The 13,325-nt window shown below is 50.5% G+C and carries 15 protein-coding genes; 10 read left to right on the top strand and 5 right to left on the bottom strand.

Annotation, left to right across the window (positions count from 1 at the left end; translation table 11 throughout):
* Positions 1–219: 219 nt before the first annotated feature.
* Together NSS79_RS23615 and NSS79_RS23610 are read left to right on the top strand one after the other, a co-directional pair.
* Positions 220–1,023 (top strand): metal ABC transporter permease, encoded by an 804-nt coding sequence (locus NSS79_RS23615; RefSeq protein WP_038594950.1) that lies wholly within the window; start codon positions 220–222, stop codon positions 1,021–1,023.
* Positions 1,024–1,071: 48 nt separating this feature from the next.
* Positions 1,072–1,785, top strand: coding sequence for a cytochrome c biogenesis CcdA family protein (locus NSS79_RS23610; RefSeq protein WP_342436364.1), 714 nt, complete (start codon positions 1,072–1,074; stop codon positions 1,783–1,785).
* Positions 1,786–1,787: 2 nt separating this feature from the next.
* On the opposite strand, the gene splB is transcribed toward NSS79_RS23610, so the two are convergent.
* A complete protein-coding gene (splB, locus tag NSS79_RS23605; RefSeq protein ID WP_342436363.1) occupies positions 1,788–2,855 on the bottom strand; it encodes a spore photoproduct lyase in 1,068 nt (355 codons plus the stop codon).
* Between the two features lie 191 nt (positions 2,856–3,046).
* On the opposite strand from splB, the gene mntR reads away from it, so the two are divergent.
* The 3 genes from mntR (at position 3,047) to NSS79_RS23590 (ending at position 6,369) form a co-directional block, all read left to right on the top strand.
* Positions 3,047–3,472 (top strand): transcriptional regulator MntR, encoded by a 426-nt coding sequence (gene mntR, locus NSS79_RS23600; protein ID WP_038594947.1) that lies wholly within the window; start codon positions 3,047–3,049, stop codon positions 3,470–3,472.
* 178 nt (positions 3,473–3,650) lie between these two features.
* Positions 3,651–5,327 carry a family 10 glycosylhydrolase gene (locus NSS79_RS23595; RefSeq protein ID WP_342436362.1) on the top strand — a complete coding sequence of 559 codons (1,677 nt, stop codon included), beginning with the start codon at positions 3,651–3,653 and terminating at the stop codon, positions 5,325–5,327.
* 94 nt (positions 5,328–5,421) lie between these two features.
* On the top strand, positions 5,422–6,369 hold the full coding sequence (locus NSS79_RS23590) for a patatin-like phospholipase family protein (RefSeq protein WP_342436360.1): 948 nt from the start codon (positions 5,422–5,424) through the stop codon (positions 6,367–6,369).
* Positions 6,370–6,514: 145 nt separating this feature from the next.
* Here NSS79_RS23590 and NSS79_RS23585 read toward each other — a convergent pair whose 3' ends face one another.
* Positions 6,515–6,850 carry a hypothetical protein gene (locus tag NSS79_RS23585; protein ID WP_342436359.1) on the bottom strand — a complete coding sequence of 112 codons (336 nt, stop codon included), beginning with the start codon at positions 6,848–6,850 and terminating at the stop codon, positions 6,515–6,517.
* A 7-nt stretch (positions 6,851–6,857) separates the two neighbouring features.
* The gene (locus NSS79_RS23580) at positions 6,858–7,859 is read right to left on the bottom strand and encodes a DUF1385 domain-containing protein (protein WP_038594943.1); all 1,002 of its coding nucleotides are present in this window, start codon (positions 7,857–7,859) and stop codon (positions 6,858–6,860) included.
* A gap of 156 nt (positions 7,860–8,015) precedes the next feature.
* Here NSS79_RS23580 and NSS79_RS23575 point away from each other — a divergent pair, with 156 nt between their 5' ends.
* From NSS79_RS23575 to NSS79_RS23560, 4 genes are all read left to right on the top strand, one after another.
* A complete protein-coding gene (locus tag NSS79_RS23575) occupies positions 8,016–8,507 on the top strand; it encodes a YqhR family membrane protein (protein WP_340897292.1) in 492 nt (163 codons plus the stop codon).
* A 74-nt stretch (positions 8,508–8,581) separates the two neighbouring features.
* A complete protein-coding gene (locus NSS79_RS23570; protein ID WP_342436358.1) occupies positions 8,582–9,652 on the top strand; it encodes a Xaa-Pro peptidase family protein in 1,071 nt (356 codons plus the stop codon).
* Between the two features lie 45 nt (positions 9,653–9,697).
* Positions 9,698–10,255 carry an elongation factor P gene (gene efp / locus NSS79_RS23565; protein ID WP_076108880.1) on the top strand — a complete coding sequence of 186 codons (558 nt, stop codon included), beginning with the start codon at positions 9,698–9,700 and terminating at the stop codon, positions 10,253–10,255.
* A 232-nt stretch (positions 10,256–10,487) separates the two neighbouring features.
* Positions 10,488–11,741 carry an aspartate kinase gene (locus tag NSS79_RS23560; protein WP_342436357.1) on the top strand — a complete coding sequence of 418 codons (1,254 nt, stop codon included), beginning with the start codon at positions 10,488–10,490 and terminating at the stop codon, positions 11,739–11,741.
* A gap of 73 nt (positions 11,742–11,814) precedes the next feature.
* Here the strand turns inward: NSS79_RS23560 and NSS79_RS23555 are convergent, their stop codons facing one another.
* Together NSS79_RS23555 and NSS79_RS23550 are read right to left on the bottom strand one after the other, a co-directional pair.
* Positions 11,815–12,681 carry a YitT family protein gene (locus NSS79_RS23555; RefSeq protein ID WP_052092222.1) on the bottom strand — a complete coding sequence of 289 codons (867 nt, stop codon included), beginning with the start codon at positions 12,679–12,681 and terminating at the stop codon, positions 11,815–11,817.
* 37 nt (positions 12,682–12,718) lie between these two features.
* Entirely contained in the window at positions 12,719–12,889 is a 171-nt protein-coding gene (locus tag NSS79_RS23550) for a hypothetical protein (protein WP_342436356.1), read from the bottom strand.
* A gap of 154 nt (positions 12,890–13,043) precedes the next feature.
* On the opposite strand from NSS79_RS23550, the gene NSS79_RS23545 reads away from it, so the two are divergent.
* Entirely contained in the window at positions 13,044–13,286 is a 243-nt protein-coding gene (locus NSS79_RS23545; RefSeq protein ID WP_038600327.1) for a YqhV family protein, read from the top strand.
* Positions 13,287–13,325 lie beyond the last annotated feature (39 nt).

Raw genomic sequence — 13,325 nt, 5'->3', positions numbered from 1 at the left:
ATCTTAGCCTTTATTCCGTACCCAGATCCCGCACCGGTAAAGCGTATCCCGTAAGGGAGGAAAAGCGTTCATTCCTCCGCAGTCACCAGATACCGCAATACACCTCTCCCACGCCAGTTGCACTTAAGCGGGTGTCCAGAGGGCAGAGCCCTTGGGGCCCTCCCTTGGAAGGGAGGGTTTGGGAGGGTTCGAAATTGTTTCAGACGAGGAGAATATATCTTGGAAATTCTATTCAGTGACTTTTTTCAGCGGGCGCTTGCGGGCGGGCTGATGATCGGCATTACCGCGCCGCTTATAGGCGTTTTTCTTGTGCTCAGACGATTGTCGATGATCGGAGACACATTGGCCCATGTAACCATCGCAGGTGTGGCGCTTGGCTTCCTGACCGGGTTTTATCCGCTGGGGGCAGGTCTGATTTTTGCAGTGGTGGCCTCCTTTGCCATCGAAAAGCTGCGCAAGGCGTACAAGAGCTACGCTGAGCTGTCCATCGCGATTATTATGTCAGGTGGGGTAGCGCTGGCTTCACTCTTTTTCACCTTAGGCAAAGGGTATAATGCGGATGTGATGAGCTATCTGTTCGGGAGTATCTATACGCTCAATAATACAGATCTGATTGTAGTGGGTATCGTGACGATTGCCGTAGTTGTAGTTGTGACGCTGTTTTTCAAAGAGTTTTTTCTGCTCAGCTTTGAGGAGGATGCGGCGAGTGTCAGCGGCCTGCCCGTGAAGCTGCTCAACATGCTCATTACGGTGCTTACGGCGCTTGTGATCAGTACGGCCATTAAGATTGTCGGTTCGCTGCTCGTGTCTGCGCTGCTGACGATTCCGGTGGCGATCAGTCTGCTGCTGTCACGCAGCTTTAAGTCTTCGGTTGTACTGTCGGTTATCATTGCCGAGATTGCTGTTGTGGGAGGTCTGGTAGTTGCGGGGGTGTGGAATCTGGCGCCTGGGGCAACAATCGTTCTGCTGCTTATTGCCCTGCTGACCCTGACACTGATCGGCAAAAAAGGATTGCCCACGTAAGAATGTAACTAGCAAAGTGACCCTGAACCCGGAAGGAGAGCTGCCGCTTTGTCGAACCTGAATGCAGGAATTGCTTTTGCCGCTGGTGTGGCATCGTTTATATCGCCTTGCTGTCTGCCGCTTTACCCTTCGTATTTATCTTATATTACCGGGTTGTCCGTTCAGCAGCTGAAGAGCGGCAGTAACAGCAAAGAGGTACGTTTCCGCACCCTGTCGCATACGCTTGCTTTTATCCTGGGGTTTTCAGTAGTTTTTTATACGCTCGGCTTTGGGGCCGGGCTGTTCGGGCAATTTTTCAACGGTCAGCGTGATCTGATCCGCCAATTGTCGGCTATCCTAATTATTGGGATGGGACTATTCCTGCTGGGGATTTTTCAGCCACAGTTTCTGCTGCGGGAACGCAAGCTTGATCTGAAATGGAAACCGGCGGGTTACGCCGGCTCCTTTATTTTTGGCATCGGCTTTTCCGCAGGCTGGTCACCTTGTATCGGGCCGATTCTGACGGCAATCATTGCGCTTTCCGCCAGTGATCCGGGAACTTGGTTTACGATGATTACCGCATACAGTATCGGCTTTGCCTTGCCGTTTTTCGCACTGGCCTTCTTCCTGGGCGGGGCGAGAAAAATCCTGCAATATTCCAATGTGCTGATGAAGATCGGCGGTGCACTAATGGTCTTTATGGGGGTTTTGCTGTTTACGGATCAAATGTTCCGGATAACGATCTGGCTGCAGGGAGTCACGCCGGACTGGCTGATCTTCTAGCTTTAGGTAAAATAATCAATTCCCGCTTCCGGGAAATGTTCAAAAATCCGCTCTGTGATGAACTCCCGCAGGGCGGTTTGCTGTTCGTCGGGGTACACATATTTATTCTGGCCCCAGCGGCCCCATTTCTTTTTGCGCTTTTCAATATCCATCTCCAGCTTTGATTTGGGGTAACGTTTCTCGATCACGGTTTTGGCTGTTTTGGTGAAACGGTGCTGAATCATCTCAAAAGTCAATCCTTTGCCCACATCCGGCGGAAGGGTTTTGGCCAGTTTATCTAGCAGTTCCGCATAACCTTCTTCCCAGCCGTCATGCCAGATAATCGGTGCGATGATAAAGCCCAGCGGATAACCGGCCCGGGCTACTTTTCCCGCAGCCTCAATCCGCTCCTCAAACCGCGAAGTAGCCGGCTCGAAGTTCTTGATGACATAGTCGGCATTCACACTGAAACGGATTCGTGTATGGCCGTTATGCTTCAGTTGCAGCAGCGGCTCAACATGCTGGTATTTGGTTACAAAACGTAGCCGCCCGAGCGGCTCTGCGGCCATGAAGCTGATCAGCTCCGTCAGGGAGCCGGTAATGTGCTCCAACCCGAGCGGATCTGAAGTACAGGCGGCTTCAAATGTAGTGATTTCCGGAGCGCGCTCTTCGATATATTTTTTAGCGGCCTCGATGACGTCCCCGGTGTTCACGTAGACACGGATATAGGGCTTGGCCCCCAGCGTGGTTTGCAAATAACAATAATGGCAATGTCCCATGCAGCCGGTGGCAATCGGAATCGCATAATCCGCGGACGGCTTGGACTGGTCAAAGGTCAACGTTTTGCGCAGGCCGACCACCAGTGTTCTTTTGGCGATTTTGTATTGCTCAACCTCGGTTTCGCCGGGCAGGTTCGTGATGCGGTTATGCGAGGTCGTCATGCGGTAGGGGATGTTCTGGGCTTTGACCCATTCCATAATCCGTACCCCTTTGGGATAATTAAGCGAATCCGGCTCGAAAAAAACCAGCTCTGGAATGAAAAGACCGGTCGGCTTTTTTGCCGCGGGACGTTCCGGCGTTACTACAGTCATGGGTTCACGCTCCTTAGGGATGAGGATATCGTTATTGTGCCGGTTAAGGGCGGAATAAAATCATGGTAAACATCGCTATGCAGGGCAACAAGGGGCCGGAGGACTTGCCAAAGAGCGGCAGAAACATGTATCATTGTTAAAGCAAGGTTGGCCCCCGCGCCACGCTCATTATAGAAAAGAGGTAAACTTGAATGCCAACACCCAGCATGGAGGATTATTTGGAGCGCATATACAAGCTCATTGATGAGAAAGGATATGCGCGGGTTTCGGATATTGCCGAGGGACTGGAAGTACACCCCTCCTCTGTAACCAAGATGATCCAAAAACTGGATAAGGACGACTATCTCATCTATGAGAAATATCGTGGGCTTGTCCTAACGAGCAAAGGTAAAAAAGTAGGAAAACGTCTCGTTGACCGTCATCAGCTGCTGGAGGAGTTTCTTGGCCTGATCGGAGTACAGCAGGAGCATATTTATAAGGATGTGGAAGGCATCGAACATCATTTGAGCTGGGATTCTATCACGCGGATTGAAACGCTGGTGGAATATTTCCGGCGCGATGAAGCACGTCTCCAGACCTTATACGATATTCACCATGAGCTGGTCAGCGATTCTTAAACGAAGCAGATTTTTCTTGCTTTGCGCAACTTTTCCAGTTTTTTTACGTCAAAACGGGTAACGTTCTTTTTTTCTATGACCCCGTTTCCAAAGCAAACGGCCGTCTCCCTTATTTAAGGACGAGAGGGCCGTTTCTTTTTGTTTATACACATTTCAGAATGTAAACCTGGGAGGAATTATGAATTACCGTAAATGGATTGTAGGATTGCTGGTTTTTGTCTTATGCCTGTCCGTAGGGTTACCGGGTGTCCGAGCGGCAGCGGTGCCGATTACGATTGAGCTGGATGGGGAACTACTAAGCAGTGATGTGCCGCCGTACATTACCGCTTCCAACGTAACACTGGTGCCTGTCGCTGTAGTCAGCAGGGGACTTGGCGCGACAGTGGATTGGAACCAGAGCAGCAAGACGGCCACGATCAGCAAAGGGAGCACCGTGCTGAAGCTGACCAGCGGCAGCACAACGGCCCTCGTGGACGGAGCTTCTATCAGCCTTGAAACATCGGTTCAGAGCCGGCAGGGCCGGGTGATGGTGCCGCTTCGTTTTGTAGGCGAACAGCTCGGGCTACAGGTGGCCTGGAATAAGGCAGCAAATAATATCGCCCTATACTCGAATACCGAAATTATCAGTCCTGGGCCCCCGTCGGTTCCAACTACACCGGCAACGCCTGCGGTACCGATACCTGCCGTTCCAACGCCAACGGTGCCGAAGCCAACGGTTCCTGAAATTCCGTCCATTCCGGGAGCAAAAACAGGCAAGGCGATGAAAGGGGCGTGGATCTCCACCGTATTCAATCTGGATTGGCCGTCGACCTCATCGGCAAACAATGCCGACAAACAGAAGAAAGAGTTCAGCACGATGCTGGACAAGCTGCAGGCCACCGGCTATAACGCCGTATTTGTCCAGGTCAGACCGTCAGGGGACAGCCTGTATCCTTCGGTGCTTGTTCCCTGGTCCAAGGTGTTAACCGGAACGCAAGGGAAGAATCCCGGTTATGATCCGCTGGAGTACATGGTTAGCAGCACACACGAACGCGGTATGGAGTTTCATGCCTGGTTCAACCCGTTCCGTGCAACCACGGATGCCAGCACTTCAAGCCTTGCCAGCAATCATGTGGCCAAGGCCCATCCGGAATGGATTGTAAAAGCAGAGAACAAGCTGTACATCAATCCGGGAATTCCGGAGGCGCGCCAGCATATTATCGACACGGTGATGGAGGTTGTCAAAGGCTACGACATTGATGGTGTGCATTTGGATGACTACTTTTATCCTTCGGGCTCTTTCGCCGATGACACGGCGTTCAATACATATAACGCCAAGGCTATCTCGAGTAAAGGGGATTGGCGGCGGGACAACATCAATGAATTTATCCGCCAGCTAGGCCAGGAGATTCATAGCGCGAAGTCTGATGTTTCTTACGGTGTCAGCCCCTTTGGCGTGTGGCGCAACAAGAAGGCCGACAGTACCGGCTCGGACACAACGGCAGGCGTATCGGCCTATGATGACATGTATGCGGATACCCGGACATGGATCAAAAACGGCTGGATCGATTATATTGCACCGCAGATATACTGGAGTTTATCCTTCTCCGCTGCCCGCTATGACAAGCTGGTAGACTGGTGGGTAAATGAAGTTAAGGGTACCGGAGTGAAGCTGTACATTGGCCAGGCAGCTTATAAGGTTGGAGCAAGTGATCAGAAGGCCGAATGGCAGAGCGGAGAGCAAATCATCAACCAGCTCAAATATAACGAGCAGTACGATGAGGTTGCCGGAAGCATTATGTTCCGTGCGAATGATATCGTCGTGCGTGATCCGTTCGGACTCTCCAGCTTATTGACGTTTTATTTCAAATCCTGATGAATTACCGGCAATTGCAATCATAAGAAGTCATGAAACTACCCCCGTGCTCATAGATAAGCAGTAGGATCTATGGAACGGGGGTAAACTCTGTATGGAGATTAATGCTGTATTTGAAGGCGGTGGGGTAAAGGGAATATCGCTCGCGGGAGCAGTGGAGGCAACGGAACATGCGGGCCGCACCTTTCGTAAAGTAGCCGGAACCTCCTCGGGTTCCATTATCGCCTCGATGCTGGCTGCAGGTTATAACGGTGAAGCCATGAGCCGGATTATAAAAGGAACTTCTTTTTCTTCTTTTTTGAAACGGGGAGCGTTGTACAACACAGCTTTCGTAGGCCCTGCACTGCGGGTGATGATTAAAAAAGGCCTGTACTCGGGTGAGGCGCTGGAATCCTGGATCCGCGGCATTTTGCGGGAGAAAGGCATTGTCACCTTCAGCGATTTACCGCGCGGGAAGCTGTCCATTATTACTTCGGATATCTCGAACGGACGAATTGTTGTCCTGCCGGACGGATTGGAGGAATACGGCATAACCCCAGGCGGGTTTGAAGTCGCCAAGGCAGTCCGCATGAGCTGCAGCATTCCTTATTTTTTCGACCCGGTTATGCTGCGTTTGAGCGGGCAGGCTGCCCGGGGGAAGACATTCACTGAACAATTCGTTTATTTCGTGGACGGAGGACTGCTCAGCAATTTTCCGTTATGGCTGTTCGATGAGAAGCAAGCCGGCTTTAAAAGTCCGGGGCACAACATCCCTACAGTCGGCTATCAGCTTATCGGGAGAACGGAGCCCCAGCCTCACCGGATCACCGGTCCCTTCAGTATGCTGCAGGCGCTGGTTGGGACCATGCTGTCGGCCCATGATGAACGTTATATCGAAAAAGAGAAACTTGTGCGGACGGTCAAAATTCCGACACTGGGGATTTCCACAACCAGTTTTCATATTTCCCCGGTGCAGGGGGATGATCTGTACGCGGCGGGATATAAGGCGGGGGAGGAATTCTTCAAACACTGGAGGCCGACCATTCACAAGCTCACCCAGTGAGTCTCAAGGGGGAACCCTCGCTCCCCGAGGGTCTCCATCTTCCCACCGCAGCAATGGTATTAAAAAAGGCATCCCACACGTCAGTTATGCAACGTGGAGATGCCTTTTTGATGCTTAAAATTTTTGCTTGCGCAGCAAGAACCTGTTAATGATATTTTGGAAGCTGATCGTCGTTTTTACCCTTGCTGCCCTCGATAACCTGGAACGGATAGCTTTTGCGTTTACCGGGTGCGGTTTGGGCTTTGCGTACCCCGGCCACTTTAGACATGGTTTTCTGTGAAGGCTTTACTTTTGTACGTGGTCTGCCGGGAGTCCGTGTTTTTCCAGCCGGTGTCATCTTGTAGCCATAATAGAGTAGACCGAATAACACCAAAGGAAAAATGAATACCGACAACGTTCCGAATACATCGCTCAACATTCCTGTAACGAGACCCAGTACCGCAAGCGATACCGAAATCCAAAAAATCAAAGCATGCCTCATAGGCCACTCATCCTTTCGCAGGATCCAATATGCCGCCTGACACTCTCACTTCTGAATATTCCCCTGCTTCAATTGCGGCATCAAGCTCCCGCATCCGGTTGAACGAGGCGATGGAGACTTCCACCATATCATCCTTTGGTTCCTTAGTGGTGAGCAGCTGCAGCCACAGCCCAGGATAACCTAAATACTTGAGACCCGGAATGTCGCGTACAGCGTTGGTGCCCTTCAGCACTTCAAACGATACGCCGATGACGACAGGAAGGAGAATAATCCGCTGCAGTACGCGCTGGGTAAGGTTATCCCAAGGGACAACGGAGTAAATGATCACACCCAGCACAATGGTCAGCATCATAAAGCTGCTTCCACAACGGTAATGCAGGCGGCTGTACTTCTGTACATTCTGAACAGTCAATTCCTCACCGGCTTCAAAAGCGCTGATGACCTTATGCTCAGCTCCGTGATACTGGAACAACCGCTTGACCACCGGGGTCTGCGAGATTGCCCATAAATAAACGAGCAGAAGAACCAGCTTGATCGCACCTTCTACGAGGTTGTGCAGAACATAGTTATCAAATGCATTGCCGAATAAAAAATCTTCAACGAATACCGGCACCAGCGTAAATATTACCTTACCGAAGAGAAAGGAGAGAATACCCATAACCGCCACGCCAAAAATCATGCCGAGGCTCCAGCCCTCATCCTTTTTCTTTTCTTTTTCTTTCTGCTGCTTGGCAAGCTCTTCCGGCTCTGTTTCATCCTCAGCATACGATTCCGCAGAGTAATTCAGATGTTTGGAGCCTTTGGCGCTGGAATCTATAATACTGACAATGCCGCGAAGCAGCGGAATCTTGCGCAGTTTAACGACCCAGCTCTTATCGCTTCTCGGCACCTCCAAAAATGTGATTTCCTGATTCTTCCTTCTTACGGCTGTTACGTTGATATGCTTGCCGCCGAACATGACGCCTTCAATAACGGCTTGGCCGCCGTAACTTGGAGTTTCTTGGGACAACCAATTCACCTTCCCATGTATTAATATGATTTATATAATACATTGTAACTAATTTATGCCTACATTGCTAGTTGGATTGCCTTTTCCTGTACATACTAGCATTTAGAGTGCGGAGGGGCCGAAGGGCAACCTATATATTGAAAGTGAGGCAGTAAGATGAATAATGCAGGCAAGCAAAAATCGCAACATACGAACCCTTTTTATTTTGCCATTGAACTGGGCTTTTTTGCCGGAATAATCTGGGGAGGGATCCGCTGGCTGATGTATGCCTTTCATTTCACCAAGGTTCTTCCGGGTTTTTTGGCCGAGCCTTTCTTTAAACATGAATTTCTGATGACAGCAGCCGGGCATTTGGCCGGATACCTGTCTTTTATCGTGTTCTCGGTGGCAGCATCACTCTTTTATGTGCTGATCTTCCGCAAGCTGAAGGGCCCCTGGCCGGGGATGATTTACGGGGTTCTGTGCTGGTCCGCGCTCTTTCTTGCCGGGTCGTGGCAATTTCTCATGCAGCCTCCGTTCAGGTTGCCTTGGAACTCTGTAATCAGTGAATTTTGCATCTTTTTACTCTGGGGTTTGTTCATCGGCTATACCGCGGCGATCGAGTATACGGATGAGCGGAAACGCGAGCAGCAGACAAGCCTGGCTTAATGGCCCGAAAAAACTTCTCAAGGGCATGACCCTATGTTAAAATACAATGTGGCTATTTCGAGAGGAGAATGAAAATGGGCAACGAGCGCGTCTCCAAGCTGCGTACGGTTTTGCAGGAACAAGGATTGGATACGATGTTAATAACCAGCGGCATCAACCGCCGCTATTTGAGCGGATTTACCGGCTCTTCCGGTTATGTACTGGTGACCGGTGATGACAGTTATCTGCTGACCGACTTTAGGTACATGACACAGGCTGCAGAGCAGGTGAACGGACTTAAAGTGGTTCAGCATGGTGCGAAATTCATTGACACTGTACGCGAACTGCTGCCGCAGGGCGGCAATATCCGTGTCGGCTTTGAACAGGATGATGTAACCTTCAGCGCTTACACCGCATATGCTGCGGCTTTGCAGCCGGCGGAACTGGTTCCAGTCTCCAAAGCAGTTGAGAACCTGCGCATGTTCAAGGACAAGGAAGAGCTGGCCGTCATGCAGCGGGCAGCGGATCTGGCGGATGCAACATTCAGCCATATTCTGAATGTGATCAAGCCCGGCATGACCGAGCGTGATGTAGATCTGGAAATGGAATTCTACATGCGTACCCATGGTGCTACTTCTTCATCGTTTGACACCATTGTGGCTTCCGGTGAACGTTCGGCAATGCCTCATGGTGTGGCAAGCAGCAAGGTCATCCAGAACAACGAATTCGTAACCTTCGATTTCGGTGCGCTGCTGGACGGCTACTGTTCGGATGTAACCCGCACCATTGCGCTGGGAACCCCGGATCCCAAGCTGAAAGAAATCTATGATATTGTACTTGAAGCGCAGCTGCACACGCTGGCTAACATCAAGCCGGGTATGACCGGACGGGAGTGCGACGCTTTAGCGCGTGACATTATTACCCGTTATGGTTATGGGGAATATTTCGGCCACAGCACAGGCCATGGCCTTGGCATGGAAGTCCATGAATGGCCGCGGTTGTCCAAGCTTGCTGATGAAATTATGCAGCCGGGCATGGTAGTAACTGTAGAGCCGGGCATTTATTTGGAAGGCCTCGGCGGTGTGCGTATTGAGGACGACATCGTGATTACAGACAGCGGTATTGCGCTGCTCACACATTCGTCCAAGGATTATACGGTATTGTAAGGATCGCTTGAACAGGTAAATTATTGATTCCAGGAGGGATTTTTTGTGATTTCAGTTAACGATTTCAAAACAGGCTTGACCGTAGAGGTAGAAGGCGACATCTTTACCGTACTTGATTTCCAGCACGTTAAACCAGGTAAAGGTGCGGCATTTGTCCGCTCCAAACTGAAGAATTTGCGCAACGGCAACACTGTAGAACGTACATTCCGCGCAGGTGAAACTATTGGCCGGGCGATCATCGAGAACCGTGGTGTGCAATATCTGTATGCCAGCGGTGCGGACCATGTATTCATGGACAACGAAACGTATGATCAATTCGAATTGTCTGCCAAGCAATTGGAATGGGAGCTTAATTTCCTTAAAGAAAACATGACTGTGAACATCGTCAGCTACCAGGGCGAAATTCTCGGAATCAACCTGCCTACCAGCGTTGAGCTGAAGGTTGTAGAAACAGAGCCGGGCATCAAGGGTAACACGGCTCAGGGCGCTACTAAATTTGCTAAGGTAGAAACCGGATTGAACGTTCAGGTTCCTCTTTTCATTAATGAAAACGACGTGCTTCTGATTGATACCCGCGAAGGTAAATACATCTCCCGCGCGTAAGATTTGTCCTGCCTTAACTTACATTTATACCAACCGGCCTCCCTCGCATTCTGCGGGGGAGGCTTTTGGCTATCCGGGTAAGGCAGTCTGGTAAATCACGGAAAGAAACGAAAATTGGGCGCTTTTTTTATGAAACCATTAACGCATGATATGGTTTTCGTATTATACTGGTTTAAAGCGGGAAACCAAATATAAGCTACTACATAGAGCGAAATAGGGAGTGAATGGGACTTTGTCACTTTATGTCATGAAATTCGGAGGCAGCTCCGTCGGCGATATTGAACGCATGCAGCGTGTCGCCAAACGCATCGCAGACAAGCAGGATGAAGGGCACCGCTGTGTTGTGGTTGTATCCGCCATGGGGGACACCACGGATGATCTAATCGATCAGGCGAAGCAGCTGAACGCTCAGCCGCCCGCGCGTGAAATGGATATGCTGATGACGACGGGGGAACAAATCTCTGTTGCGCTTCTTTCCATCGCATTGCACGGAATCGGCCGCAATGCCGTCTCGTATACAGGCTGGCAGGCCGGCTTCGTCACTGATGAGACTCACGGCCGGGCACGGATCAATGAAATTGATCCCCACCGCGTACTGGAGTCGCTGGAGCGCGAGCAGATCGTTATTGTAGCCGGATTCCAGGGGATGACCCAGAGCGGCGAAATTACCACGCTGGGCCGCGGAGGTTCGGATACGACAGCCGTAGCGCTGGCAGCCGCCATCAAAGCGGATGTATGCGAAATTTACACGGATGTGGACGGCATCTACTCCACAGATCCGCGCATCGTGAAGAGAGCGCGCAAGCTTAAGGAAATCTCTTATGATGAGATGCTGGAGCTGGCTAACCTGGGAGCGGCAGTATTACATCCGCGCGCCGTGGAATATGCCAAACGATATCAAGTGAAGCTGGTCGTCAGATCGAGCTTTAACCATAATGAAGGTACTGTTGTGAAGGAGGAAGCGAGCATGGAGCAGGGAGTGGTAGTTAGCGGAATTGCCTATGACAAGAACGTGGCGCGGATCAGTATTCTGGGAGTGCCTGATTTTCCCGGCGTATTGGCCCAAGTGTTCGGCAAGCTGGCCGATGAAGGCGTTGACGTAGATATTATCGTACAGAGCGGCGTGCAGAATGAGAAAGCGGATTTCTCCTTTACGGTGGCGCTTAGTGAGCTCGCACGGGCCAAGGAAGTGATCGAGGGGCTGCACAGCGCACTGCCATACCGTGAAGTCACTTCAGAGGATAATCTCGTCAAAGTATCGATCGTAGGCGCAGGCATGGTCAGCCATCCGGGTGTGGCCGCGCAAATGTTCGAGGTCATTTCCCAAGAGGGCGTAAGCATTAAGATGGTCAGCACCTCCGAGATCAAGGTATCCTGCGTGATTGAATCCGGCAATCTTCAGCAGATCATTCAGGCGCTTCATACCGCCTACAATCTGGATACAGAGGAGCAAGCCTTCGTCGGGGGTCCGCAGGACCGCCGCTAAATAACAAAAAGTCCTATTCCCGCTATAAAAGTGGAGAATAGGACTTTTTGTTATGGGCAGCTTTCCGCTGCTGCTATCCGAGACGCCGGAACCGGCCGACAATCTCTACGGTCTGCAGAACATTGACGAAGGACTTTGGATCGGTTTCCAGAATTGTTTTTCTCAGTTCGGCAAGCTCATATCGGGTTGTTACAGTCATCAGCATTGTATTGCCTTCATGGCTGTAGCCGCCTTCCGCATTGACGACGGTAACGCCGTGAGGCAGGAGCTTGAGGCGGGTCAGCATCTTTTCCCGTTCCTTCGTGACGATGAAGCAGGTCAGCTTGATGTGGCGGCTGTGGATCATATCGACTACACGGCTCTTGACGAAAATACAAAGCATAGCGTAAAGGGCAGAATCCCAGCTTTTGAAGAAGCCAAGGCTAAGGATTACCAGACCATCCATTACAAAGAGTACGGTCCCCATTGGAATATCGTGTTTGCGCGTAATAATAGAGCCAAGTATATCAAAACCCCCGGAAGAACCCCCTGCACGAAGCGAGAAGCCTACCCCGCCTGCAATTATTACCCCGCCGAAGATACTGGCAAGGATCGGGTCCTTGGTCAGTTTTACCAGGGGGATGACGGTCAGAAACCAGGTAGTGGCTAGTACCGAGAGCATGCTTAAGCAGATATATTTCTTCCCTACGGCAATGAAGCCCCAGATCAGAATTGGAAGATTGATACCAAAATAGAACAGTGAGATGTACTTCGGATTCGTTAAATAACCAAGGATGGATGCCGTCCCTGCTACCCCGCCACTTAGCAGCTGATGAGGAATAAGGAACAGCCGGAGTCCGCTCGCCACCAGAAAGGCCGAGAAAATAATGATGGCCACATCCCTCACCTGTTTGGCTACTGTGTTTGAAACAAGCGGCACTACGAAATTACGAACTTGCATGACATAAATCCCCTCTTTTTCCGATGTCTTTATCCAACTATAACAATGTAACAAGAAGCTTGAAGTGATAAGTACGCTTGTAGTTTATCCCACAGGCCGCGCTTATATTTTCCAGCTCCTTTTTTTCAGGCACTGCAAAATTTATTTTATCATACTGATGATATTTTTTTATAGAGGGATTCACTATGATTTCTTTCACATCTTCCAATTGAAAACCGCCCATTTCTTATTGTCTAAAGTAGGCAAGTCCAGCATATCCATGGATAACAGCAAGTTTTCCCGCGGGTGAAGTCTGGCAGGTTGCAATTCAATTTCCAATTGTAAAAAAGGAGTTGAACAGATTGGACAAGTATGTGAGCTGGATGGCGGCGCTTCGGCTGCTCTCAGGCAGTGTGGAAATAACGGCTGCGCTGATCATGCTGCGGCTGAATCAGGTGGACAAGGCACTGGCGGTCAATTCCGGGCTGGCTCTGGTCGGACCTACGATACTGATCTTAACGACAGCGGTTGGCCTCACAGGGATGGCGCAGGAGCTGTCCTGGGGCAAGCTGGGCTGGATTGGCTGCGGGGTAGCCTTTCTCTTAATCGGGATTCTGAAAAAATGATAGATGATAGTCATAAAGCACAGGTACAAGCATAAATAT

Source organism: Paenibacillus sp. FSL L8-0436, from assembly GCF_038593025.1.
In the GTDB taxonomy this organism is placed as follows: Bacteria; Bacillota; Bacilli; order Paenibacillales; family Paenibacillaceae; genus Paenibacillus_AQ.
This window is presented reverse-complemented; position numbering and strand designations above follow the sequence as displayed.

Coding starts and splice junctions, on each gene's coding strand:
- NSS79_RS23595 (WP_342436362.1), top strand. CDS start 3,651: ATGAATTACCGTAAATGGATTGTAGGATTGCTGGTTTTTGTCTTATGC.
- NSS79_RS23555 (WP_052092222.1), bottom strand. CDS start 12,681: ATGCAAGTTCGTAATTTCGTAGTGCCGCTTGTTTCAAACACAGTAGCC.
- splB (WP_342436363.1), bottom strand. CDS start 2,855: ATGACTGTAGTAACGCCGGAACGTCCCGCGGCAAAAAAGCCGACCGGT.
- NSS79_RS23570 (WP_342436358.1), top strand. CDS start 8,582: ATGGGCAACGAGCGCGTCTCCAAGCTGCGTACGGTTTTGCAGGAACAA.
- NSS79_RS23575 (WP_340897292.1), top strand. CDS start 8,016: ATGAATAATGCAGGCAAGCAAAAATCGCAACATACGAACCCTTTTTAT.
- NSS79_RS23545 (WP_038600327.1), top strand. CDS start 13,044: ATGGCGGCGCTTCGGCTGCTCTCAGGCAGTGTGGAAATAACGGCTGCG.
- NSS79_RS23590 (WP_342436360.1), top strand. CDS start 5,422: ATGGAGATTAATGCTGTATTTGAAGGCGGTGGGGTAAAGGGAATATCG.
- NSS79_RS23585 (WP_342436359.1), bottom strand. CDS start 6,850: ATGAGGCATGCTTTGATTTTTTGGATTTCGGTATCGCTTGCGGTACTG.
- mntR (WP_038594947.1), top strand. CDS start 3,047: ATGCCAACACCCAGCATGGAGGATTATTTGGAGCGCATATACAAGCTC.